The sequence below is a fragment of the Treponema sp. OMZ 855 genome, assembly GCF_024181145.1.
In the GTDB taxonomy this organism is placed as follows: Bacteria; Spirochaetota; Spirochaetia; order Treponematales; family Treponemataceae; genus Treponema.
Genome location: NZ_CP051194.1, coordinates 2,189,189 through 2,212,819, shown reverse-complemented (window position 1 = coordinate 2,212,819; position 23,631 = coordinate 2,189,189). Strand labels below are relative to the sequence as shown.

Genomic DNA, 23,631 nt, shown 5'->3' with positions numbered 1-23,631 from the left:
TTATAGGAACCAAAAACTATACTCATCTATAACTGTAATTGTGCAATCTTTTTTATCTATTTTAACAAACACCGTAATTCTATCAAATCTACGATTTTGAAAGCCTATAAAAATATTAAATGAACCTTGAAATTTATCAGAATACTTAGACACAGTTACTAGTATTTTATTTTTATTCTGTGGACTTATACTATATTTTAAAATTTCAAATGGTATTTCTACTCGCTGCATATCATTTATTGACTCTGTCTGTAAACGAGTGATTTTATTGCCTATTTTTTTTACATTATATTCAATGATAATATCATTACCCTCTATTGAAATAAAATTTATTAATGGCGGTTTAGGTAATATACATGCAGATAAATGTATACAAAAAGAAATAAGTAATATTAATCTTGTAAATTTTCTGAAACCCATTTTATAGCCTTTGACTTATGATAATATAAGGAAATAAGCATTTCAATACCGGTGGATTAAACTTCTTGTAGTAAAAATCCTTATACTTTTCTTCTTTGAACTGCATCAAGATTCTTGTTTATAGACTTGAACAAACCCGCCGGCATTGACCTTTCTTGTATTTTTCGCTAAAAAATTTTACGGGCTGATTACATTTTAAGGAAATCTCTAAAACTAAGGTTGTGAAGAAGTCCCGATTCTTTTTCTATATTACGATTAAAGGAAGCATTATGAGCGAAGCAATTTTTTTAGGCCGCGGCGAAACTGCGGTTGAACTTTTACCGATGAGGGCGAATAGACACGGACTTATTACGGGGGCAACCGGTACGGGAAAGACCGTTACGCTCAAAGTAATTGCTGAAGCATTCAGCGATTTAGGCGTACCGGTGTTTTTACCGGATGTGAAAGGCGACCTGTGCGGTTTTGCCGAAAAAGGCGAATCAAGCGTTAAACTGCAAGAGCGGCTCAGTCTCTTACATATTTCAAACTTTGAATTTAAAAATTATCCCGTGCGGATGTGGAGTATCTTACAAGAAACGGGACATCCCATACGCACTACGATTTCCGAAATGGGGCCGCTGTTGCTTTCTCGCCTTTTAGACCTTAACGAAGTGCAAACCGGTGTATTGAATATCGCGTTTCGTGTCGCGGATGAGGACGGGCTATTGCTTTTGGATTTAAAGGATCTTAAAGCGATGCTCCATTATATTAGTGAAAATAAGCAGGATTTAAAATTAAAATACGGTAATATCTCCGACACCTCGGTAGGGGCAATTCAGCGGAATCTTTTAACGCTCGAAAATGAAGGAGCCGATAATTTTTTCGGAGAACCGGCTTTAGACCTCAATGATTTTTTTAAGCAAACATCGGACGGGCGAGGTTATATCAATATATTGAATGCCGTCAAACTGTACCAAAAGCCCATGCTGTATTCAACCTTTTTGCTATGGTTCTTATCCGAGCTTTACGAGAACCTCCCGGAAATCGGCGATGCGGAAAAACCGAAAATCGTTTTTTTCTTTGATGAAGCTCACTTGTTGTTTGATAACGGCTCAAAGATATTGCTTCAAAAGATTGAACAAATTATGCGTTTAATCCGGTCGAAGGGTGTTGCGGTTTTTTTCGTTACTCAAAATCCCGCCGATATTCCCGAAGCGATCCTCGGTCAGCTGGGAAATAAGATTCAGCATGCGTTGAGGGCGTTTACCCCTAAGGACGCAAAAGCCATACGCCTTGCAGCCGAGACCTTCCGCGTCAATCCTGCGTTCGACACCGCTCAAGTTATCACGCAGCTTAAAACCGGCGAAGCCCTCGTTTCCGTTTTGCAGCAGGACGGCAGCCCTTCCATAACGCAGCGGACAATGATTGTTCCTCCTCACAGTAAAATGGGCGTAATCGACAGTGCTAAAATCACAGCACTGGTAGAAGAGTCTCCTCTTTTGTATAAATACAAGGATCCGGTCGATCGGGAATCCGCTTATGAGATTCTTACCAAACAGTTTAGCGAACAAGCCGAAGCCGCAACGCGCCAAGCCGAAGAAAAACAACTCGCAAAAGAAAATGCAGCAAAGGCAAAAGAAGAAGCAGCGCTTATACGAGCCGAAAACGCCAAAGCAAGGGCGGAAGCGGCAAAGTTAAGGCTGGAAGAAGCTGCGAAACGAAAAAATCAAAGCACCACTGATAGATTGGGAAGAATTTTGGTTGACAGCATCACCCGCTCAGTCGGACGGGAAATTACCCGCGGTGTTTTCGGCTCCGTTAAAAAAATGCTCCGCAGTTGAGCAGTGGTACAGGGACGGGCAAATATATCAAGCTGTTAAGAAACCGTCTGAGGTGTTTGCCCCGATAGTTCATCTTCTTTAAAAAGCCATATCAGTGCATCATCGATTGCTTTTGTGAGGACGAGTACATGAATATTTTGTTTTTCTTTTTGCGCATGTTTTTTCCAGTACTGCAATGAATGTTTTTTTAATTTCCGTTTTTCTTCTTCGATCCTTTTATCTGCCTCGTCTTTGTGCACATCAATGTAATGATATAATCCGCATGCCATAAAATAAACGCCGAGTAATCGAACAAACGGTTCTTGTTCGGTTTCCAGCAGGTGTGAAAATTTCTCTGCTGCCTCGCGGTAGCGTTTTAGCATCTGTGCCGAGAATGCCTCATAAAACGATATCCACGGGGAGGTTTTATGAGGCTGTTCGGCAATACGAGTCATAAAATCGGCAAGTCCTTGATAATCGTTTGAAAGCAGTTTGGCCGCCGCAAAGCGGGAAGCAAAAGTTCTAATATATTCAGGTTTATATTCTTCGAGTACACGTTCAAGCCGTTTTAATATTTCAAAATCGCCCAATAAAATACTGATTTCGCACAACAGTCGTACTTTTTTAGCGGTAAGATGATGTTTTTCAAAAATTTCCGTTTCAAGGTACAGCGAAAGAGCCGGCCAATCCTCCGATTCGAGGGTAGTTATCAGCTTCCAGTTATTGATAAAAAATAGATTCATTCCAATAAAGAGAATCGTAAAAAAAAGAACGAATATCCAGTAGTTTTTAAAAAAACTGCCGATAAATTCAGTACCGGCAGTAAAGAATGAAAAAGAAAGTACTGTAAAGAAGATGGTTAATAAAACGGCGTTAAAGATAATAATAAGCACTTTTAATTTCATTCAAAATCTCCTATAATCATATAAATGGTGCGACCATTTTGATCACACTGTCAGTGTACTACAGGAGCGTATTTAAGTGAATACATTGAAACTTTTAGAGCTAAGCCCCCCCGTATATTTTACGGAGGATGTGTACATTGATAAAAAGTTTTTGTTATTTACACGGGGAAGCTGTTTTACGGATGAATTGAAAAGACTTCTTTCCGAATGGCAATTTACGCTTCTCTATACAAAAGGAACCGTCACCGAAGCGAATCCTCAAAAAAAAGAAAATAATGGCGAAGAAAAAACCGATGCGACCGGCAAAGGTCAAGTCCTAACCGAACAAAAACTTTCGGGCGAGTTAGTAGAAAAAACCTATCAAAGATTCTATGCCTTTGCCGACGAAGTGTATGGAGCTTATCGTAATAAGCAGGAGCTCAATACCGAAAGTGTAATTACCAATATGAAGGAATTCTGTACTTTTGTACAAGAAAACCGGCAAGCAGTACTTATTTTGCAATCGATTATGCCGTATAACGTGGATAATTTTCTTGTTACCCATTCGATTCGGTCGGCAGTTTTTGCTATCGTAGTCGGTATGGAACTTAAAATGCAAAATCATCAGCTCGTGGAATTGGCGATCACCGCCTTACTGCATGAGATAGGCCTTATTCATATTTCCGAAGACATTTATTCCAGAGATGGTGAACTGTCTGATGAGGAAAAAAAATATCTCCATGTACATCCGGTACTTTCCTGCAAAATATTAAAAAAGGCTAAGTTCCCATTGCCGATTTGCCTTGGAACGCTTGATCATCACGAACGGGAAAATGGTACGGGATACCCTCAAAAGCTGACCGGTGAAAAAATTTCTCTTTACGGAAAGATTCTGGCAGTTGTCTGTTCTTATGAGGCGATGACCGGCGAGCGCAAGTATAAAAAAGCTGATGATCCTGCAACGGGGTTATTAAATGTCTTGCGAAGGGAACCTTCGCAATATGATGAAGAAATACTGAAAGCCTTGTTGAATGCGCTGTCGTTTTTTCCTATCGGCAGTTTTGTCTATCTTTCAAATAATACCGTTGGGCAGGTAATCGACAATAATTCGGAGGATCCCCGTTTTCCTATCGTACGTGTTATCGACAGATCCGCGAAAGAAGTCTTTTCGGAAGCAATCCGAACCTCAATGGAAGGCATCCGCATCATGCGACCCGCACGTAAAGAAGAATGGGTTGCCGCTCTCGGCAAGGGTAAGAAGAAAGCATAACTATCTCAACCGTACGATAGTCTTGCCGGTACCGCCGTGTTCGGGACGCGCAAAGAAAAATTCTGCGACATACGGAGCTGCGGCGAGTTTTTCCTGAACCATGGTTTGCAATACGCCGTTCCCTTTCCCGTGTACAATCGAAAATTCCTGCATATTATGCATCAGAGCGAGATCGAGCTGATTTTGTAAGTGTTTTTCCGCTTCCTCAAGCCTCATGCCAAGTAGACGCAGCTCAAGTTCGGGACGGCTCTCCTTATGCAGTTCCGCCTCTACTACAACCTGCGGCGTGCGTAACGGTGCGATGGCGGATGAGTTAAGCGGTTCGAGTTTATCGGCGGGGAATGTCATCTTAACGGTATCGACCGCCACCAGCCAGTTCTTTTTTTCTTTCCGGATAATAACGCCGCGCCGGTGCAGGTGAGGAATAAGTACCTCCATGCCTTCTGCAAGTGCTTCGTTTATTGAGGCGCCGGCTACAGAAACACCGTTTACAGACATACCGTTTGCAGATTTTCCGTGCCCTTGTTCCTGTTCACGATTTCGAAGCGCCTGCTGTAGGGCGGAAAGCTCCTCCTGTTCATTGCGGATATCCGTTTGCTCTTCCGCAAGCGTTTGTCCGAAATCGGCAAAGAACTGCTTGAGTTTACTCGTCTTTTCGTGCGTCAGCTCCCCTTCTTGAATTTCTCGTACGAGGTTTTCTATTTCGTTGCGCTTTTGCTCGAATAAATCGTTTAAGCGTTTATATCCCTGCGAGCGGAGAACTTGCTCCTTTTGACGGAGCTTGAGGGCGTTTAAATCGAAGCGACGCTGCTTTTCCCTTAGAGCTTTTTCCATCTCGTCTTTTTCCCGTTCAAAGACCGCAAGCTGCTCATGCTTTTCCATCAGCCCTTTGATAAGGGCGGCGGCATCGGCGGAACTGTCCGCCATGTAGGCACGGGCGGCGCGGATAACGTCGGGGCTTAATCCGTTTTTTTCCGCAATATCAACGGCGCGGCTTTCACCGGGAATGCCCATCAGTATCCGATACGAGGGACGCAGTGTCGCTTCGTCAAAAGATACGGAGGCATTTACGCAGCCGCTTTTCCGGTACGCATAGTTTTTCAGCACACCGTGATGGCTCGTTACGAAAACTCTCGAGCGGCGGGTAAACAGCTCATCCAAAATCGCCATGGCGAGCGCGCCGCCCTCTTGAGGGTCGGTACCGCTGCCAAGTTCGTCAAGGAGAATAAGGCTTTCCTCATCGGCTGCTTCCAAAAGCTCCCCAACGGTACGCATATAGGCGGAAAAGGTGGAAAGCGAGCGGTCGAGCGATTGCTCATCTCCGATAGCGCAGCCGACATAGCGGAACACCGGCAACCGCGTTTCTTCTCCGGCAAGTACCGGCCAGCCGGTTTGGTTTAATAGAACAAAGAGGGCAGCGGTTTTTAAGCTGACTGTTTTGCCGCCGGTGTTCGGCCCCGTGATAATCAGTATCCGCTCTTCCGGCGCCAATTTCAGGTCGATGGGAACCGCCGCTGCGCCGAGAAGCGGATGCCGCGCTGCCTGTAAATAAAAGTATTGAGAATTCCCCGTGTCGGGGACGAACACACCGTTTTCCGTATATGCCCAGCGGGCGGCGGCGGCGGCGCAATCCAGCTCCAACACAAGATCGTATGCCTGCTCAAGTGCCTCCGCTTCCTCCGCGAGCTTTGCGCTGATGCTCACCAACAGGCGGTGCAGCTCCTGTTCATACTCAGCCTGCGCCCGCATCAATTCGTTATTACGCAGCACAATGCTTTCAGGTTCAAGGTAAAAGCTTTGCCCCGACTGGGAGTATTCGTGGATAATGCCCTTAATCCGTCCTTTAAAGTTGGAACGTACGGCGATAACCTGCCTGCCGTTCCGCAGCACGGGTGTAGGTGTTTGCAGCATTCCCTTGGTAGACTCGTCGGTGCAGTAGCTCCGCATTGTTTTTTCGATATCGGCTTCGATACGCTGCATCTTTTTTCGGATAGCCGTCAGCGAGGGTATCTCCCGCAGCGCGCCGTTTTTGTCGATAAACGAAAACACCGCCTGCTCGGTTTGCGGAAGCGGAGGTATCAATTCGATGAGTGTACAGGCGGCGCTCTCCGTCCGTTTTTGCTTTATAGCCCACGCCTTCAACTCACCGGCTTGCAGCGCCAAAAGCCCCGCCGCGTAGAGTTCCTCTACGGTAAGGCAAACACCGACGGTATGCAGCTGTTTTAATACGGAAGCGAGCGGCGGGAGGTTTTTAATCGGAAGCGGCTCATCAGCTTGTAAAAACGAGAGGATATCCCGTCCCAGCTCCTTTGCCGCGGTAATCTCCACCGCATCTTGCAGCGGCCGTTTTTGCAGGCACTGTGCTCGCGCTTCCTCCGATTTGCAGTAACCTGCAATAATCTCCGCAATGCGGAAAAACTCTAAAACTTCTAATGTATGTGGGGTCATTACATTCCTTACTTACTTTACTTACTCACTACCGTTATAAATAACAAATAGTTTATCAGTTTTTACTATTTATCGATAGTGCTTTCCGATATGGTGATTTACAAATAACATCCCGATAACCTGCATATTTTTTATTTTTTCTCCTTAAGTGTTTTTCAATAACTCCGATATATGTAATAAGCACAGTGAAAAGGTTGTGCACCCTTCATTGTGTTACGTTCTTCTGTGTCGGATAGCAGAGGATCTGGAAAATAATTATTGACATATCGGCAGGGATGCCGTGACGGACGCCGTAAGGTAAAAAACTCGTCAAAAATCGCCGAAGGAGTAGCAATATGATCATTAATCACAACATGAGCGCTATGTTTGCACAGAGAACAGTTGGTCAAACCAACGTTTCCACTCAGAAAAACATAGAAAAACTTTCATCCGGTTTACGCATCAATCGTGCAGGGGATGATGCTTCCGGCTTAGCAGTTTCCGAGAAAATGCGAAGCCAAATCCGCGGCTTGAACAGAGCAAGTGCCAACGCTCAAGACGGCATTTCTTTTATTCAAGTTACCGAAGCGTTCTTGCAGGAAACAACTGATGTTATGCAGCGCATCCGTGAATTAAGCGTTCAGTCTTCGAACGGTATTTACAGCGCCGAAGACCGCTTGTACATCCAGGTTGAAGTATCTCAGCTTGTTGCTGAAGTTGACCGGATTGCAAGTCACGCACAGTTCAACGGTATGAATCTGCTTACCGGCCGTTTCGCTCGTGAAACAGGAGAAAACACCGTTACCGCCTCTATGTGGTTCCATATCGGTGCCAACATGGATCAGCGCATACGTGCATATGTCGGTACAATGACCGCTAAAGCACTCGGTGTTCGCGACGTTGGTGACGAATCGATTCTTACAATCGATACGCCTGAAACAGCAAACCGTGCAATCGGTACCATTGATGAAGCCATCAAGAAGATCAACAAACAGCGGGCTGATCTCGGTGCATACCAGAACAGACTCGAGATGAGTGTTGTCGGTATCAATGTTGCAGCGGAAAACCTCCAAGCCTCGGAATCACGCATACGTGATGTCGACATGGCTAAGGAGATGGTAGAATTCACCAGAAACCAGATCCTGACGCAGTCCGGTATGGCAATGCTTGCACAAGCAAACCAGCAGACACAAAGCGTGATGTCTCTGTTGCGCTAAGCATTAGAGAGTGACGGAAAAGGTTGCCTCCTACTAGGGATGCAACCTTTTTTTTATTATAATCGATTCCGTTATATAGTATGCGACAACTTACCGAACTGGATATTTATATATTAAAGCAAGAATTTCCTCAGCTCAGTCTTACAGAAGACCCTGACATTGAACGCTATTTTGAATTTCGTTCTTTGAATAGACAGGCGGAGGCATTGCGGCTCTATAATACAAAGTTGATACATCGATATCCTGATAGTAAGATGCGGGTACAGTTGATGACCTATTACCGAAAGCGAGATTATCGATTCCATATTTTGCTTACCGATTCGCTTGTTCAGCTTGCAGATCGGACTGTTGTTCAGGTCAAAAAAGTTATCATTTTCTTTGCAGACACTATTGCTCCGTTAAAGCGTGCAAAGGTATATACAATTATTAAAGTATGCGAAAAAGTCATTAATGCTATTTCTCCGAATCGATTTGCCGCTATTAGTTTTACTGAAAAATATACGCGGTATGCCGAAAAGCTTAAATACCATGCCGCCGATATGCGGCAAGCTGCCGATATTATCCGCATGTATATTACCGATACGCTTTCTTCTGTGCGGGAATACCGTGAAGAACAGGATCGGAAAAACGCTCAAGAGAAAACACGGAGAGCACTTCATAAAGAAAAGGCTTCCGTTGTCGATTTTTCAAAAATTGTATTCACAAAAGAACAGGTCGCTGCAATTACGATTCCTTCATCCATAATCCGTATCGAGGATAAAGTACTTGCCTATACTATGAAATATTGGAATCGCTATGCCGACGGTGCTTTTGAAAATATACTGCTTTTGTACAGCAGAAAGTACGGCACTAATCATTATGCTATTTTCCATGCGGTAAAAGTAGGCAGAGTGCGTAATTGGAAAGATGAGGAACTGCTCCATGCGGTACTCGCGAATGTAGCACAGGGATACTATTACAGTATCTCCGGGGATTTGTACTTACAACGAGCCTGGAAGCAGTTAAAGCTTAATCTGGAACCTTTGTCTCCGCCTTCGCAGGTTAAAGGATTGCCGGTACCGGCTGTAAAAAAAGCAAAGGCTGCAAAATGGTCAAAAAAACAGACTGAAAAAGCAGTGGTTCAAAAAACGAACAAAGCGGAAAAGGAAACTGTTTCCACACGTAAGAAAAAAGAGACGAAAAAAAATGTTCAGGTTAATTCCGTTTCCGTGTCCGGAGCTGCAATGCCGTCTGCAAAAAAAGTATTGCAAAAAAACACAGCGACAGCGCCCGAATCAAGAAAGAGTACGAAACCGGTTTCAGCAGCTTCAGTACCGGAATCCGGAAAAACCGCTCAGGAACAAATAGTCGCTGAAAAAACATCGGCTTCCGTTCAAATATATCCCATCAATGAACCTAAAGGTGTGCCGGCCTCCATCGCCGAAACGGTAAAAAAAGTAACGGGTAAAAGCTATGGTATCTACCGCGATCTCTTCTTTAAAGAAGTCCGATCGGCAATCCGTACAATTCTCCAACACTCAACAGTACAAAAATTATCGTTCTTCGGCAGCGAACAAAACAACGCCGAAAATATCATTTATCAATTTTTAGAAACCAATTACGACAATCCCTATCAGCAATGGCAGGGCAGCAAAGAACAAGCTGATGTGTTTGAGCAAGGATTCCGCATCGACAGCCTCGAACCGATTATTCGCCTTTGGGCTAAAGAAAACCTCTGATACGTTTACCTCAGGGCAACCGCATTAAAAATATTTTTAGAGGGTGCCTTCCTTCTGTGCGAAATTTTGGTTAAAATTTCGCACATTTTTTTCAACAGGCGGGTAAACGCATCAGATAGAGTAGATAAAAACCGTGGAAAAATTAAGACTGTGAGACCATTTGAACCGCGAAGAGGTTCAACTCTGGTCGAATAGTCTCAATTTTTCCGCGGGGGTGTTAAAAAACGGCCTGATGCGTTTACCCTGACGTTTACCCGGCGGAAGTTTGACATTTAAGGGGCTTACCGATATACTTTTTTTATGCTCAGTAATTTTCATACCCATACGTATCTGTGCAAACACGCTGAGGGTACTCCTGTTGATTACGTACGGCAGGCTGCAGCTGCCGGTTGTTCCGCGCTCGGGTTTTCCGACCATTGTCCTTATCCACACGACGACATGTGGCTCTATTGCCGGATGGCAGCGGCTGATATCCCGCTGTATAAGCGCCTTGTTGAAGGCGCAAAAAAGGAAGCCGATTTTCCCGTGTATTTCGGGTTTGAATGTGAATGGTCGCCGCAGCACCGCAGCTGGTTTAAGGATGAGTTAATCGGTCGCTATGGAGCCGACTATTTGGTATTCGGTTCACACTGGTTTCCGCTGCACGGCGGACTTGAATATATTGCGACCGTTACCGAAAGACGTTTGCTGCATACCTATATCGATTTTACGATTGAAGGGATGAAGTCGGGGCTCTATGCGTTTTTAGCTCATCCCGATTTGTTTTTGAGCAGCATCCGGTCTATCGATGCGGACTGTCTTGCCTGCATTGATGCACTGATCGATGCGGCAAATGATTTGGGAATGCCTCTTGAAATCAACGGCTACGGGCTGATTAAATCGAAGGTGCGGCGGGATTACGGTGAGGACTATCAATATCCCGTAGCGGCGTTTTGGAAACGTGCAGCGCAAAAAAATGCCCGTATTATCTGCAATGCCGATGCGCATCAAATAGAACAGGTTTTGGCAGGAGTGCAGAACGGTATCGAATATGCGGAAGATCTCGGCATACCGATCATCGATGCGGCGGAAGCGCTGGGCTTTGCACATAAGTAGGATTGGTTCACACGTATGTTGAAAGAGGTCATATTTTTAAGGATATACGATGCGTAAGGATACGCCGCATATTGCCGAACGGAAAGCCGCTCGTGCCGTTGCGGAAGGACGGGTGCAGGGTGTGGGCTTCCGTTATTGGACGGTACAGGTTGCACGGGAATTCGGCATTACCGGCTGGGTGCGAAACTGTCCCGACTATTCGGTGGAGATATTTGCGGAAGGAGACGGCGCCGCGCTCTATGAATTTTTCAATGCAGTGCAGCACAGTCATCCCCGCGCGTATATTTCCAACTTTACCGTTACGGCGGCGCAGTATCAGGGGTTGGAATCTTTCGACGTCCTCTTTTGAAAATATATGGCACATCTACTTCGTTGCTACGCACAAATTAATCCTCAACGTATCAAAGATACGCCTGCGGTTAATTTGTGCTCGCGCCTTGTATCTGTACCATCTATTTTCAAAAGGCTAACGGAAAGCTATATCCGTGTGCCGCTACCGCAAATGCTCAACGTATTAGAACGGACAAGGACGTACAACTGTTCAAAAGGCTTTTTAGGAGCGGCATGGATGCCATTGTTCGGGAATGTACATCCGTGTACACTTTTAATGATGCATCTACTGAGGAGAACATAATGGTTGTTAAAATAGTGCTTCCGTTTTTGTATCTCGGGTTCGGTTTTCTTGTTGGGAAAACGCCGATCGATATAAAAAATCAGACATCGTATCTTTTAACGAGATTGGTTATTCCAATGGTGATTATTTATAACATTGCAACGTTTCACAGCGATTTGTTTTTTATTATTACCGCTATGATAGTTATGCTGACTGCAATGATGCTTTTGAGCCGACTCTTTACTTCCGATGCTGTCGAACGTTTATGTTTTTTCTATTTAAATATCGGATGGCTTGCTCTGCCGGTTGTTACTGCTGTGTGGGGTGACAGTGCAGCAATGGCTGTCCTTTCGTTGTATATCGGCAACTCTCTTTTTGGTAATTCCATTGGCGCGGGTATGTTGATCAATAATGGTGCTGTAAAGATCGACATAAAACGGACATTACAGTCCCCCCCAGTGGCAGCGCTTATTATCGGTGTCGCCTGTATTCCTTTCGGTGATGTCTTTCGGCAGTATCTCCCACCGGTATATCGAATGGTAAAATGGTTACTGACTTTCTTAGGTATGGGGGTACTCGGAATGTGGCTGGCTCATATAAAACTTTGCCGTAAAGATTTTAAAGCTGCGCTGCGTTGGGCGTTACTAAGGGCAATAATAGTCGGCTTCTTTCTAACTTTGTTTATTTATATTGCAGGTATGTTTAAACTGGAACTGGTAACTGGGAATAAATCCGCACTATATATAATCTGTATTATGCCTCCGGCTGCCAATATTATCGTATTGGAAACACATTACTGTCGTACTGGAAAGTCTGCGGGGCTTACCGCTTGCGGTACTCTTTTGAGTTTAATTCTTATCGCTTTATATATTGTGGTAACAAGGTTGCTGTTTTAAACCATGGCAAACGCATCAGGCTATTTCTTAGCATCCCCGCAGAATAATTGAGGCCGTTCAACCAGAGTTGAACCGTTGGTTCAAATGGTCTCTCGACCTCAATTATTCTGCGCTTTTATCTACTCTACCTGGTGCGTTTGCCCGTCCACTGGAAAAAAGTGCGAAATTTTATTTAAAATTTCGCACAGAAGGAAAGCAACCGCTTAAAATATTTCTGATGCGGTTGCTCTGGTTTTAAACGCTACCGGAGCGGCTAAGCCCTTTCCCAGTTTTTGACATATTCTTCCAGCTCATCAAGCATTGCGAGAATGGCGGCCTTGTTTTTTTCCGAATATGTTTCTGCTTCTTTTTCCAGCTTTTTTAAAAACGGGAGCAATGGGGTCAGCTTCGCTATGGGTACCTTTGTCGGGTGGTACGTTATCAACACGCTTCCGGTAACGGGATTGTGTTCAATTTCTTTGACGATTGATGAAAGCGCCGGAGATTTCAGTATGGATAATGCCCGCTCGGTGATTGCGGTGTCCTTAAAGACAGGCGCCCGCAGCCGTATGCGGCCGGGGAAAAAGCCGGTAATCATCTTGCCTCCTTTAACAGCTTTTGCATGGATTCGATACTGACGGCAATGGTCAGTGAATTATGCAGTGTCGCCGCGAGGGCGGGCGGGATAAGACCGAACATACCGGCAAACAAGAGCAGTGAATTGCCGCCGATAATCAGCTTATTGTTTTTATCTATCCGTGACAGGGTTTTTTGACCGAGCTTCCGTACCGTAATTAAGCCGGAAAGTCCGTCTTCGGCCAGTACAATATCGGCGGTGTCTCCTGCAATTGATGAACAGTTATCCATTGCAATGCCGACATCCGCGGCGGAAAGTGCGGGTGCATCGTTGATTCCGTCACCGATCATAATCACCTTATGTCCGGCATCTCGTGCTTCCTGCACATACCGCACCTTATCTTCTGGCAGCGTCTGCGCATGATATTCCGTGATACCGGCCTGAGCTGCAACCTTTGCTGCCGCTTGTTCGGCATCTCCGGTAATCATAACGCAATTACGCACACCCAAGTGTTTCAGCTCAGAGACGGTTTCTGCGGTACCTTCCCGGGCGGGGTCTCCAATAGTCAAAATACCGGCAAGCTGTCCGTCAACCGCCAAGTAGAGTAAGGAATAGCCTGATTTTTCTGCGGATTTCTGCACCCGAGCTATCGCTTTGGTGGTTGGAATTTTTTCATCTTCAAAAATAAAATGAGCGCTTCCGATACAGAGCCGTTTGCCCTCTAACGAAGAAGCAATGCCGTGTGCGACAATGTATTCAACCTTCGCATGGCGTTCGGGATGTACAAGATTTTGGTCTTGGGCGGCTTGTACAACGGCTCTTCCCAGCGGATGCGGAAAATGTTCTTCAAGGCATGCAGCGAGCCGCAACACTTCATCCTTTGTGAAGGAGCCGAACGGATGCACTTCGGCTAAGACCGGTTCCGCATAAGTGAGGGTTCCCGTTTTATCGAAAATAACGGTATCGGCAAGCGCCGCCGCTTCCAAATATTTCCCGCCTTTTATCGAAATACCGTGCTCCGCCGCTTCCTTCATTGCGGAAAGAACGGCAATAGGCGCGGCCAGTTTCATCGCGCAGGAATAATCTACCATCAATGTTGAAATCGTTTTGGTGATATCCCGTGTAAATAAGTACGTTAAACCGGTCAGCAAAAAATTGAAGGGGACTACTTTTTCCGCTATCAACTCCGACCGTTTTTGAGCGGCAGCTTTTAAAGATTGAGAGCGGTCGATCATCGCGATGATATTGTTCACTTTCGTTTCAGACCCCACCGTGCGTACACGGACGTACAGTTCACCTTCCAAAAGGATGGTACCTGCAAAGACGGTAGCGCCGCTTTTTTTTTCTACCGGCAGGGATTCTCCGGTAATGCTCGCTTGGTTTACGAGCCCTTCACCTTTTTCAATATTCCCGTCTGCGGGGATTTGGCTGCCGGCACGGACAACAATAAGATCGTCTTTTTTAAGCGCAGAAGGTGGGAGCGTCCGTTCTTGATCACCTTCGATAAGATGTACCGGCTCGTTTGAAATCAAAAGCGTTTGTGCCAGATTATTGTACGATTGCCGGCGGGTCAGTTCTTCAATTTCTTCTCCCATATCGAGCAGCGTTGCCACAAAACGAGCAGTCTGCGCCTTACCGTCCAGAACGGCAACGGTCAGGGCTGTTGCATCGAGTAAATCCGTACTAAAGAATTTTCCTGCAAAAATAGACTGCGCCGCTTTCATAATGCGCGGGACAATCCTTTTGTAGAGCAACAGATTACGTACCGGCATCGGGAGAAGCGATCGTACGGTAACGTCAAAGAGGGTGGATGCGAGTACATCGAAGATGCTTTCGGGTGCAGGAATTTTTGCAACTGAAGCGAGCAGGCTTTCATCGGACAAGTATTTATCGGAGAGGACTCGGAATAAGGCGAGCACCTCAGCTTCCGAAAGTGTCTTTACGTCATAATAAACCAGAAAGGATGCGACTTTGGGGTTAACTTGAATGTCGGTTATGCCGTCTTGTACCGCGATGAGCGTCTGCGCAAGAATAGCTTGCCGCGGCGAAATTTCAACCGCATTGTAGTGCAGTCTTATTCTGCCGGGCAGGGAGTGTTTAATGGTTACGTTCATTGATAAATTGATAAAAAGTTCTTATGCGTTTTGTGATTGGTTGTATGCAGCTTCGGCCGCGATATCCTGTGCGTCCTCTTTCACCGCTTCCATAAAGGCAACCGCTTCCTGCTTGAGCTGCAAGCCCTTTTCCGTAACAGCTACACAGGCCTTGCGGAATGCCGGAGTCCGAATGAGAGCCGCTGCGGCAAATCCTGCTGCAACGCCCACGCCGAATGCAACCCATTTATTTGAAAACATATGGTACCTCGCTTATTGTCATACTTAACATCCGCCGTCAATTTTGCTGGCGAAACATTCGTGTGTGGAACAATAACAGTTTTTGATAAAAAACGCAATAAGATATGTTTGGAGCTGTCCAAAAACTTCAGTTTTTGGACAGTTTCCTTAGATTTAGATGCGACGTTTAAAATTAAGTCATTGTTGTATAAAGACTTAATTTTAAACTCGACGGGTATGTCCCGAAAGTAACCAACTTTTGGGACATACCCGTTATTCTGTTATTCTTGACACGGAATAGCAATATATGATAGTATGCCGCTCGTCAACTTTCCCCGGTTGTGTAATGGTAGCACCGCAGATTCTGGTTCTGCTTGTGGGGGTTCGAATCCTCCCTGGGGAATCTCCAAAAACCTCTAAAAATGATTATTTTTAGAGGTTTTCGCTTAGTAGAGCAATTGATGCTCTGTTTGGGTCCCTTCGTCTATCGGTTAGGACATGAGATTCTCAATCTTAAAAGACGGGTTCGATTCCCGTAGGGACCGTCCCTCATTTTATCTGTACCGTTCCGTTATATATGCAAACCCCATCATTTTTTCTATAATACTTTTATGAAAAAGTTTACCGGTTTATCTGTATGCGACGGTCTCGTTGCATGCCGGCTTGTGTGTATTCCTGAAAATGTTATACAGGCAGCACCCGCCTACGCAATTACCGCTCAAAATATTCAACATGAACAAGAACGGCTGCGAATTGCCGTACAAGCTGCTCAAGAGGGGCTGAGACTGGCGCTTGCCGAATATCGAACGGCAGATACCCACGTGAAATCTCCCGAACAGGCTATTTTAGAAACCCATCAGACAATGCTCGCCGACGAAGAGTTTATGCGCGGCATTTATACGGAAATAGAAACTTCGCTGATGAATGCTGAAGCGGTACTCAAACGGAAATTGGATGAAGTGATCACAATGCTGACTGCTTCAAAGGAGGCGTACCTTTGTGAACGAGCAGTTGACATTCAGGATGCTTATGAACCGGTTTTTTCTTATTTAAATCCGCAGCATAAGCAGTCTCCTTCTCGGTTTGCCGGCGTACAGCCTGACTCTCTGCTTGCGGCACGGGTGTTTAAACCATCCGAAGCGCTCGAAATAAAAAAACTTGCGCCCTGCGGAATTATTATGGAAGAAGGGGGCGCTACCAGTCATATTGCGATTATGGCACGAGCGTGGAATATTCCGACACTGATTGCTGTTCAAGGACTTATGGATTCGGCAAAAAGCGGAATGTATGCCGTGCTGGATGCCACGAAGGGAACGCTGACCTTGGAACCCGATGCAGAAACGATCGCTCAAATAAAATCTGCCGATAGTGAACACATTGAGGTAACCGAAGAAGAACGGGACTATACGCTGGTGTATACGCAAGACGGTACTCCCGTACATTTGAGTGCAAACATTGTGCTTACGGAAGAATCGGTGTTGCCGGCTGTGCAGAACACTGCCGGAATCGGACTCTTCCGGTCTGAGTTCTTGTTTTTAGGAACCCAAGATATCCCTGATGAAGAGCATCAGTACACAGCATACCGTACCGTTTTAGAAAGGATGGGGTCAAAACCGGTAGTAATCCGCACCTTTGATGCCGGTGCCGATAAAATGCTGAAAGAGCAGGAAAGTCTTTTGGAACGGAATGCACTCCTCGGCTGGCGGGGAATCCGGTATTGCTTGGATCGTCCCGAAATTTTTAAGCCTCAGCTGCGGGCACTGTTGCGGGCAGGCTGTACCGGCAATCTGCATATACTCATTCCGATGATCTCCTGTAAAAAAGAAATCACCGCGGTGCGGAATTTAATCAAAGAAATTGAGCAGGAGTGCGAGCTGAATCGGATACCGTATAAGAAAGATATTCCGGTCGGTATTATGATCGAAGTACCTTCCGCCGCAATTGCTGCCGACCTCTATGCACCAGCGGTTGACTTTTTCTCTATCGGTACTAATGATCTTATTCAATACACGATGGCAGCGGATCGGGAAAACCAAACCATCGCACATTTAGCCGACTGTTTTCAGCCCGCAGTGCTGCGGCTTATCCGGCACGTTATTGAAACGGAGCCGCTCCTGCACCGCACCGGTGATTTGCGCGGCGGATTTGTGTCTATGTGTGGGGAGATGGCTTCCGATACGGAGGCTGTTCCGCTCTTACTTGGGATGGGTTTGCGGCGGTTCAGCATGGCAGCGCAAAAAATCCCTGAGATTGCGCAGCGGATCGAATCTATCCGGATTTCCGATGCGGAGGCTCTCTGTAAAGCCGTCAGTCTGCTGGGCACCGCTGAAGAAATACGCCGGGAAACAATGAAGCGCTTCCCGCTGTAGGCTTTCATGGTTTAACTGCTGTAGCTTTTATCAAGCAATATACGTCGATGTACGGAAATCAGTTTTGAAATTTTTGCTTGCATTTCGGGGACGCTGTGCGTTCTACTTCGTGCACAGAGCTTAGCGGGATTGCCGCAGATAAGGCATGGACGGGAGGAGAGTCCCAGTTCCGATGCGGAAAGCTTTTGTTCAAACGCCGAAAAAACGTCGAAGTCCCACAATATACCGATCGGATGCGTGCGTTCCAATGCTACCGCTTGCCGCTTGACTGTTTCTGCCTGCGCGTTAAGCAGCCAAAATGCAGTGCATCCTGCAGGCGCTCGGTCTTCATAATGTGCCGCGATGAGCGGTGTTTGCACAGAACCCGCGCCGGCCGGTTTTTCGTCCGTGTACGGTTGCTCCTGCACGAGCCGATCTAAAAATGAGCGGCAGCCTTCATCGAAGACTGCCTCCAGAAAGCGGTTGTTTTTTATTGGTCCCGGAATCACGAGAGAGAACATCACCACGGTTTTATTTACAGGTAGCGTTTGATTCGGTGTTCCATCCGGCAGGGAGCTCCCTAATCGATGCCCACTGTCCGTCTCCGCGAGCCGGAATAACCGTGCTTGCTGTTCCCGCCGGGCATCCCGCAAGGCCGCCATATCCTGTACGGTCTGCGGAACACCTTCGGTAAAAATTTCCATGATAAGATGCTTACCACAAAAGCGAAAATAAAATGCTACCGATAACCAGCACGATACCGCCGCCGAGACGGGATGAAAGCTGCGCATAGGCCATTAAGCCCATTCGCTTTGAGGCGCCGAGTACCGCCAAGTCGCCCGAACCGCCGCGGTTCGCCATACAAAGCCCGGCGGTAATGGCAGAATCAATCGGATAGAAGCCGACCAGATAGCCCGTTACTGCGGAACCGAGAATAGCGCCGACAACAATTAAAAAGGCGATAACGACATTCCCAAAGGTGATTGCATCCAACAATTCTTTCAAGCTAGTATCAGCACCGACCCCTACCATAATAATCAAAATGAGGGTACCGGTAAAAAAGCTTTGCAGTTTTTTTGCACCGGTGCGCAGTCCTTCCGGGATGATGCCTAATGCACTCACCAATGCGACGAACAAGATCATATATGCAAAGGGGTGAATAGCAACACCGAAGATTTTCGGCAATAGTACTTTTCCGAACAACCGTCCAAGCGCATAAAAGCCTCCCGATAAAATAAGACCGCCGCCGACCTGTGCAAGCGTTGCAGAGGTCTTCCCGCTTTCAGACTTAATTTCCTTATATTTGCGCATCAATACGGTACCGTCGCCTGTCCATGACGGCTTTTTTTCTCCGATTTTACCGAGTACTGCGGCGGTTATAATGGCAAATATATTGGCAATCGTCAGTACGGCAATAGCAAAGGCATAGTATTCTGTCTTGGGCTGTCCGGTTACTTGCTCGTAAATCTGGCTTAACGGAACTGCACCGCCGCCGTTACCGCCACCCATAATCGGCAATACATACTTCAATATTGTCAGTGAAGGTGAAACACCAAAAATCAGCCCACCCAGAACACCGAGAGCGGCGGCTCCGACAAGCCCACCCAATATCGCCGGGATATAGCCCGCAAAAGATTTGAGCAGAATATTCCGTTCCAAACTTAAAATAGAGCCGGTGATCAGCACGGCAATAAAGAATGAGAGGAAATCCTGATCATCCATAACAGTATTCATGGATTTAAGATATGCTTCCGGTATAAGGTTAAAATAGACCAGCACCGCTGTACCGATAAAGGCAAGCACAATGCCACCGCCGATATAGGTATTCCAGAGCGGAATGCGTTCGCCTATTTCATAGAATACCAGCCCGATTGCGAACATTAGCGCGAATGAGCCAAGCAAATCTTTCGATAGACCGCCGGTATAGGCAGCGACCAACACAACGGCAACCGTAACAAGAGCGACATACCACGGCATACCGAAAAATTCCAATGATTTTTTTTCACTCATTGTCAAACCTCCTCTTTATAAGAACCTCTCAAATCTGCGTTGAGCCGCGTTTGAAAGAAGCCTTTCTCACAATATCGGCGAATATCTTTCCAAAATCAGGTTAGATTGTGAGAGATGTACCGACATTTTTCATGCGCCGGCAAGACTCCGGCAGAACAGCACTGCGGCAAAAATATCAGCCGAACCTCCCGGGCTGATATGTCGCTTAATGCAGTAGGCGTCAAGAGCTTCCACAGCAGCGTAGAGCGTCGCTCCGGTAGCGCCTGATTTAACGATGGAAGCGCAGCGGGTCTGTAGGTCGCGCAATGCGGTAGAACCTGCCCGAAACAGCACGTTGGTATCCTTGTTTTCTGCAATGATATGGAGCAGCGTGTAGAGATACGCATCCCGCTGCGTTAGATGGGTAAGTCCGGCAAGGTACGCTACGTTCCGTTGTACCAAGGGTAGTCCCGCTTCCGCCTCACCGCGGATGCCCGTGCAGCCGTATTGTAAAAAGACCTGCTCGCCGTGCGTCAGTGTCCGCTTTGCGCTCACCCCGGCCATATCCTCGCTGCATAAACCGGCTGCAAGAACCCGCACCTGAGCGCACAACGTTTCCGTCAATTCCACTACGCTGCGGATACCGTCAAGCTGTGTAGCACCCGACAGCAAACCCGCCGCTCCTAAAAGATATGCAAAAATAAAGATTGCTCCTTTATGCGTATTGACGCCGTGCGTTTCAGCAAACATTGCTTTTTCAAGCGCGAGCCCTGCCGTCCTGAGCCGTTTCCGTATCGCAGTGGCTATCGGTTGAGCCTGAGCGGCGGACTTATAGCCGATACGCGCGCATTCGTAAAACCCCTGCTGCAACGCCGCGGCGCTTCTGACAAGGGTGGCAAAGTCCATATCCGAATGCGCACCTTGCGAAACAGGATCGACCAAACCGGGCTTCGGAAACAGCGCCGCTTCATCCAACAGCGCCTTCACCGCAAGGGCGGCGAGTTCTTTGCAAACTCTATCAGCCTTCTCAACCCTATCGGCCGATGCACCTTCCGCAGTATCGTCCTTATTTACTAAACTCAAAAGGTTTTGTCTTTCTGATAACGTCGAGCACGGTGCCGTCGCGGTATTCTACCACTGCAACAACCTTTTCATCAAAATGAACCGGTTCCGGCGCACCTGAAATGCGGTATGCCTTGTCGCGCAGTGCTTCGATAGTAGTAATCGGCAGCCCACTGTCTTTCATCGCATCGATTAAGTCGGTACGGCGCGGGTTAATCGCAATGCCTTCCTCCGTAATCAGCACGTCTACCGTTTCACCGGGCGTGGTTACAGTGGTAACCTTATCAATAACCACCGGAATGCGCGAGCGGATAAGCGGCGTAATGATGATGCTGACTTTTGCTCCTGCCGCCGCATCGGGATGACCGCCGGGGGCGCCTCGCACAACGCCGTCCGAGCCGACAATTACGTTGACGTTAAAGTCGGTATCAATTTCCAAGGCGCCGAGTACCGCAAAATCAAGCATATTCACGAATGCACCCTTGTTAAAAGGATTGGCATACTGCGACGTAGAAATTTCAAAATGTCCGGGGCTGTCGATAACAGATTCTGCCGACGGAAGGTCAAAGTCCTGCGCATCGACTACACACTTGATCAATCCGTCATGAAGCAGCTGCACAATCGGTGCAGTAATGCCGCCGATGGCAAAGCTCATCTTGTAGTTCTTTTCCGCCATGTACTGCTTGAGACAGCGGACAACCGCCAACGCAGCACCGCCTGCTCCGGCTTGGAACGAAAAGCCGTCTTTGAAATTCGGACAGTGAGCGATAAACCGCGCTGCATAGTCGGCCATCATCAGCTCTTTGGGATTATCCGTGTAACGGACTTCCTTGCTGGCTATTTTTGCAGGATTTCCAATTTCATCCACAACCGCAACAATATCGACATCGATTGCCTGAATAGCAGGCGGGAAATTCGGAAAGGGCACCAACGTGTCCGTAACGACAACCACCTTATCCGCATACTGCGCGTCGACCATCGCATACGAAAGAACACCGCAATCCGACTTACCGCCCTTTCCGCGCGCATTTCCCATGCAGTCCGCACTGGGCGCTCCGATAAACGCAACATCAATATGAATATCACCGGCTTCTATTGCTCTCACCCGTCCACCGTGGCTTCTAATGTACACCACATCGCGGAAAAGCCCGTGCGAAATTGCTTCGCCGATTTTACCGCGTACACCACTGGATGAAAGACCGGTAACGGTACCGTCTTCAATATAAGGGAGCAGCGCATCGTGTGCCTCCCCCAGCGAGCTTGCATAAATCGTAATATCTTTGATGCCCAGTTCACCGATTGCCTGCACAACCTTGTTCACGACATAATCGCCGTTTCTAAAATGATGATGGAATGAAATACTCATCCCGTTTTTCAGACCAGCCCGTTTAACCGCTTCTTTTAGATCGTGCACAACCTTATCTTCGGGAGATGAGGTGAGCTTTGCGTATCCTTTCCGGGCAACTCGCTGAAAATTCGTGCCGTCAAAGTGATAGGCTCCTTGATATGCTTGTTTTCCGTTTGAAAGTATATTGTCGGGAATGTCCCGTCCGGCTCGATTTTTCATAATCACAACGCTCCTTTATACACACCGGAGGCTTTCGCATAGTTGATTGTCCGCTGTGCTCCCTCAAGTAATGCAATATCAACCATCTTCCCGTCAATGGTAAAGACACCAATTCCTTTCTTCTTATTTTCTTCCAGCTGAACGATGATTTTTTCCGCATGGCTAATCTCTTTTTCAGTCGGTGTATACAGCTCATGCACCGGTGCAATCTGCTTGGGGCTGATCAGCGATTTGCCGTCAAAGCCCATCTGCTTAATCAGCGCGACTTCCCGTTTAAAGCCTTCGATATTATCTACATCGAGGTAGGCCGTATCGAAGCATTGAATGCCCGCAGCCCGCGCCGCAATCACCAGTTGAGACCGAGCTCCTAACAGCTCTACCCCGGAATCCGACTTTACCGTGTGCAGATTGCGGATATAGTCCCCTGCACCGAGTGCAATACCCATCATCCGCTCCGAAGCCTCGCAAATCGCAAGCGCATTGATCACTCCGCGCGGGGATTCAACGGCAGCCATCAGCAAGGTTGAACCTTCAGTCCGTCCGTATTCTTTCTCTGCAGCACTTACTAATTCGGCAACATGCAGCACATCGTCCCGTGTTTCACATTTCGGAATACGGATCGTGTCCGCCCCCGCTGCGACGCATACCCGTATGTCTTCTCTATAATGCGGCGTGTCGAGTCCGTTGATGCGCACCACTTTTTCGCAACCCTGATAATCGATTGACGTCAGCGCATGGTACAGTGAAAAACGGGCTGAATCCTTTTCCCGCTCGGCTACCGCATCCTCAAGGTCGAATATCAAGCTGTCTGATCGGTAAATATACGCATCCTGCAGCAAAGACGGGCGCTGCGCATTCAAAAACATCATCGTCCGCCGTATCCTGTTCTTTTTCGTGTTATTCGGTTCCATATATTCTATCCTCCGCAAGGCGTCTTGCTACTTGCCCCATTTTTCGGGCACCAGCTTATCGGCAGCACGATGTAACACCGTTTCAAGCCGCGCCTCAAGCGTACAGTCCAGCGCCCCCTTGTCGATGACGCGGATTTCACCGTGCTGCACCCCCATCCGTTGTAAGGCCTCCATTATCAACTGACGTATATGGTTGCCGTACTGATGTATCACATCACTTTCGATGGTGACATCCAATTCTCCGCTTGGCAAAACGGTTATCTGCACATCGCTTGATTCCAACGTGCCTGCCGTCGCCGCATGTAAAATTTCCATATAGGTACCTCTTATAAATATTATATCACTATAAAAAAAAACAGCTAGAGCGGAAATCCGATTTATCGGAAGAGCAAAAGCGATAGGCTTATAATCAACAACCCCGACCCACGAATAAGATTTATCACCGCAAATACATCAGTAGCGAGGAACAACCTTGACACTGTAAAAAAACTCCATAATACTTGATCACGCCGGCTTATTCGCCGGG

General features: G+C 46.9%; 20 protein-coding genes and 2 tRNA genes. 10 read left to right on the top strand and 12 right to left on the bottom strand.

Annotated elements, in window-relative coordinates; all coding sequences use genetic code 11:
• On the bottom strand, positions 1–420 hold the full coding sequence (locus E4N65_RS10015) for a hypothetical protein (RefSeq protein WP_253673105.1): 420 nt from the start codon (positions 418–420) through the stop codon (positions 1–3).
• Between the two features lie 269 nt (positions 421–689).
• Between E4N65_RS10015 and E4N65_RS10010 the strand changes: the two genes are divergently transcribed.
• Positions 690–2,240, top strand: a complete 1,551-nt coding sequence (locus E4N65_RS10010; protein WP_253673104.1) for a helicase HerA-like domain-containing protein — start codon at positions 690–692, stop codon at positions 2,238–2,240.
• Between the two features lie 35 nt (positions 2,241–2,275).
• On the opposite strand, the gene E4N65_RS10005 is transcribed toward E4N65_RS10010, so the two are convergent.
• Complete coding sequence (locus tag E4N65_RS10005; RefSeq protein ID WP_253673103.1) at positions 2,276–3,124, bottom strand: hypothetical protein; 849 nt, start codon at positions 3,122–3,124, stop codon at positions 2,276–2,278.
• Between the two features lie 76 nt (positions 3,125–3,200).
• On the opposite strand from E4N65_RS10005, the gene E4N65_RS10000 reads away from it, so the two are divergent.
• Complete coding sequence (locus E4N65_RS10000) at positions 3,201–4,373, top strand: HD-GYP domain-containing protein (RefSeq protein WP_253673102.1); 1,173 nt, start codon at positions 3,201–3,203, stop codon at positions 4,371–4,373.
• On the opposite strand, the gene E4N65_RS09995 is transcribed toward E4N65_RS10000, so the two are convergent.
• On the bottom strand, positions 4,374–6,821 hold the full coding sequence (locus tag E4N65_RS09995) for an endonuclease MutS2 (protein ID WP_253673101.1): 2,448 nt from the start codon (positions 6,819–6,821) through the stop codon (positions 4,374–4,376).
• A 335-nt stretch (positions 6,822–7,156) separates the two neighbouring features.
• Here E4N65_RS09995 and E4N65_RS09990 point away from each other — a divergent pair, with 335 nt between their 5' ends.
• The 5 genes from E4N65_RS09990 to E4N65_RS09970 all read left to right on the top strand — a co-directional run bounded on the left by E4N65_RS09990 (position 7,157) and on the right by E4N65_RS09970 (position 12,339).
• On the top strand, positions 7,157–8,017 hold the full coding sequence (locus tag E4N65_RS09990) for a flagellin N-terminal helical domain-containing protein (protein WP_044014958.1): 861 nt from the start codon (positions 7,157–7,159) through the stop codon (positions 8,015–8,017).
• Between the two features lie 80 nt (positions 8,018–8,097).
• Positions 8,098–9,735: a hypothetical protein gene (locus E4N65_RS09985; protein WP_253673100.1), complete on the top strand. Its 1,638-nt coding sequence runs from the start codon at positions 8,098–8,100 to the stop codon at positions 9,733–9,735.
• Between the two features lie 300 nt (positions 9,736–10,035).
• Positions 10,036–10,830: a histidinol-phosphatase gene (locus tag E4N65_RS09980; protein WP_253673098.1), complete on the top strand. Its 795-nt coding sequence runs from the start codon at positions 10,036–10,038 to the stop codon at positions 10,828–10,830.
• 49 nt (positions 10,831–10,879) lie between these two features.
• Positions 10,880–11,179: an acylphosphatase gene (locus E4N65_RS09975; RefSeq protein ID WP_253673096.1), complete on the top strand. Its 300-nt coding sequence runs from the start codon at positions 10,880–10,882 to the stop codon at positions 11,177–11,179.
• A 284-nt stretch (positions 11,180–11,463) separates the two neighbouring features.
• A complete protein-coding gene (locus tag E4N65_RS09970; RefSeq protein WP_253673094.1) occupies positions 11,464–12,339 on the top strand; it encodes an AEC family transporter in 876 nt (291 codons plus the stop codon).
• Positions 12,340–12,592: 253 nt separating this feature from the next.
• Here the strand turns inward: E4N65_RS09970 and E4N65_RS09965 are convergent, their stop codons facing one another.
• From E4N65_RS09965 to E4N65_RS09955, 3 genes are read right to left on the bottom strand one after another with little or no spacing between them, the layout of a single operon-like run.
• A complete protein-coding gene (locus E4N65_RS09965; RefSeq protein ID WP_253673092.1) occupies positions 12,593–12,916 on the bottom strand; it encodes an HMA2 domain-containing protein in 324 nt (107 codons plus the stop codon).
• Positions 12,913–15,009, bottom strand: coding sequence for a heavy metal translocating P-type ATPase (locus tag E4N65_RS09960; protein WP_253673091.1), 2,097 nt, complete (start codon positions 15,007–15,009; stop codon positions 12,913–12,915). The genes E4N65_RS09965 and E4N65_RS09960 overlap by 4 nt, the downstream gene beginning before the upstream one ends.
• A gap of 21 nt (positions 15,010–15,030) precedes the next feature.
• Positions 15,031–15,249, bottom strand: coding sequence for a hypothetical protein (locus E4N65_RS09955; protein WP_044014971.1), 219 nt, complete (start codon positions 15,247–15,249; stop codon positions 15,031–15,033).
• 311 nt (positions 15,250–15,560) lie between these two features.
• Here E4N65_RS09955 and E4N65_RS09950 point away from each other — a divergent pair.
• The 3 genes from E4N65_RS09950 (at position 15,561) to ptsP (ending at position 17,597) form a co-directional block, all read left to right on the top strand.
• A tRNA-Gln gene (locus tag E4N65_RS09950) sits at positions 15,561–15,631 on the top strand.
• 70 nt (positions 15,632–15,701) lie between these two features.
• Positions 15,702–15,773, top strand: a tRNA-Glu gene (locus tag E4N65_RS09945).
• Between the two features lie 66 nt (positions 15,774–15,839).
• Positions 15,840–17,597, top strand: a complete 1,758-nt coding sequence (gene ptsP, locus E4N65_RS09940) for a phosphoenolpyruvate--protein phosphotransferase (protein WP_253673090.1) — start codon at positions 15,840–15,842, stop codon at positions 17,595–17,597.
• A gap of 11 nt (positions 17,598–17,608) precedes the next feature.
• On the opposite strand, the gene citX is transcribed toward ptsP, so the two are convergent.
• From citX to citD, 6 genes are all read right to left on the bottom strand, one after another.
• Entirely contained in the window at positions 17,609–18,280 is a 672-nt protein-coding gene (citX, locus tag E4N65_RS09935) for a citrate lyase holo-[acyl-carrier protein] synthase (protein WP_253673089.1), read from the bottom strand.
• A gap of 10 nt (positions 18,281–18,290) precedes the next feature.
• Positions 18,291–19,586: a 2-hydroxycarboxylate transporter family protein gene (locus E4N65_RS09930; protein WP_253673088.1), complete on the bottom strand. Its 1,296-nt coding sequence runs from the start codon at positions 19,584–19,586 to the stop codon at positions 18,291–18,293.
• Positions 19,587–19,715: 129 nt separating this feature from the next.
• On the bottom strand, positions 19,716–20,648 hold the full coding sequence (locus E4N65_RS09925) for a triphosphoribosyl-dephospho-CoA synthase (RefSeq protein WP_253673087.1): 933 nt from the start codon (positions 20,646–20,648) through the stop codon (positions 19,716–19,718).
• Positions 20,632–22,194 carry a citrate lyase subunit alpha gene (citF, locus tag E4N65_RS09920; RefSeq protein ID WP_253673086.1) on the bottom strand — a complete coding sequence of 521 codons (1,563 nt, stop codon included), beginning with the start codon at positions 22,192–22,194 and terminating at the stop codon, positions 20,632–20,634. Before citF ends, E4N65_RS09925 begins: the two co-directional genes overlap by 17 nt.
• A 2-nt stretch (positions 22,195–22,196) precedes the next feature.
• Positions 22,197–23,105: an aldolase/citrate lyase family protein gene (locus E4N65_RS09915; protein ID WP_253673084.1), complete on the bottom strand. Its 909-nt coding sequence runs from the start codon at positions 23,103–23,105 to the stop codon at positions 22,197–22,199.
• A 27-nt stretch (positions 23,106–23,132) separates the two neighbouring features.
• Positions 23,133–23,420: a citrate lyase acyl carrier protein gene (gene citD, locus E4N65_RS09910; protein ID WP_253673082.1), complete on the bottom strand. Its 288-nt coding sequence runs from the start codon at positions 23,418–23,420 to the stop codon at positions 23,133–23,135.
• Between the last annotated feature and the right edge of the window lie 211 nt (positions 23,421–23,631).

What these genes read in the sequence shown, in the direction of transcription:
- E4N65_RS10005 (WP_253673103.1), bottom strand. Translation starts at nt 3,124, where the DNA reads ATGAAATTAAAAGTGCTTATTATTATCTTTAACGCCGTTTTATTAACC.
- ptsP (WP_253673090.1), top strand. Translation starts at nt 15,840, where the DNA reads ATGAAAAAGTTTACCGGTTTATCTGTATGCGACGGTCTCGTTGCATGC.
- E4N65_RS09930 (WP_253673088.1), bottom strand. Translation starts at nt 19,586, where the DNA reads ATGAGTGAAAAAAAATCATTGGAATTTTTCGGTATGCCGTGGTATGTC.
- E4N65_RS09990 (WP_044014958.1), top strand. Translation starts at nt 7,157, where the DNA reads ATGATCATTAATCACAACATGAGCGCTATGTTTGCACAGAGAACAGTT.
- E4N65_RS10015 (WP_253673105.1), bottom strand. Translation starts at nt 420, where the DNA reads ATGGGTTTCAGAAAATTTACAAGATTAATATTACTTATTTCTTTTTGT.
- E4N65_RS09975 (WP_253673096.1), top strand. Translation starts at nt 10,880, where the DNA reads ATGCGTAAGGATACGCCGCATATTGCCGAACGGAAAGCCGCTCGTGCC.
- citD (WP_253673082.1), bottom strand. Translation starts at nt 23,420, where the DNA reads ATGGAAATTTTACATGCGGCGACGGCAGGCACGTTGGAATCAAGCGAT.
- E4N65_RS09970 (WP_253673094.1), top strand. Translation starts at nt 11,464, where the DNA reads ATGGTTGTTAAAATAGTGCTTCCGTTTTTGTATCTCGGGTTCGGTTTT.
- E4N65_RS10010 (WP_253673104.1), top strand. Translation starts at nt 690, where the DNA reads ATGAGCGAAGCAATTTTTTTAGGCCGCGGCGAAACTGCGGTTGAACTT.
- citF (WP_253673086.1), bottom strand. Translation starts at nt 22,194, where the DNA reads ATGAAAAATCGAGCCGGACGGGACATTCCCGACAATATACTTTCAAAC.
- E4N65_RS09980 (WP_253673098.1), top strand. Translation starts at nt 10,036, where the DNA reads ATGCTCAGTAATTTTCATACCCATACGTATCTGTGCAAACACGCTGAG.
- E4N65_RS09995 (WP_253673101.1), bottom strand. Translation starts at nt 6,821, where the DNA reads ATGACCCCACATACATTAGAAGTTTTAGAGTTTTTCCGCATTGCGGAG.
- citX (WP_253673089.1), bottom strand. Translation starts at nt 18,280, where the DNA reads ATGGAAATTTTTACCGAAGGTGTTCCGCAGACCGTACAGGATATGGCG.
- E4N65_RS09985 (WP_253673100.1), top strand. Translation starts at nt 8,098, where the DNA reads ATGCGACAACTTACCGAACTGGATATTTATATATTAAAGCAAGAATTT.
- E4N65_RS09915 (WP_253673084.1), bottom strand. Translation starts at nt 23,105, where the DNA reads ATGGAACCGAATAACACGAAAAAGAACAGGATACGGCGGACGATGATG.
- E4N65_RS09955 (WP_044014971.1), bottom strand. Translation starts at nt 15,249, where the DNA reads ATGTTTTCAAATAAATGGGTTGCATTCGGCGTGGGCGTTGCAGCAGGA.
- E4N65_RS09965 (WP_253673092.1), bottom strand. Translation starts at nt 12,916, where the DNA reads ATGATTACCGGCTTTTTCCCCGGCCGCATACGGCTGCGGGCGCCTGTC.
- E4N65_RS09960 (WP_253673091.1), bottom strand. Translation starts at nt 15,009, where the DNA reads ATGAACGTAACCATTAAACACTCCCTGCCCGGCAGAATAAGACTGCAC.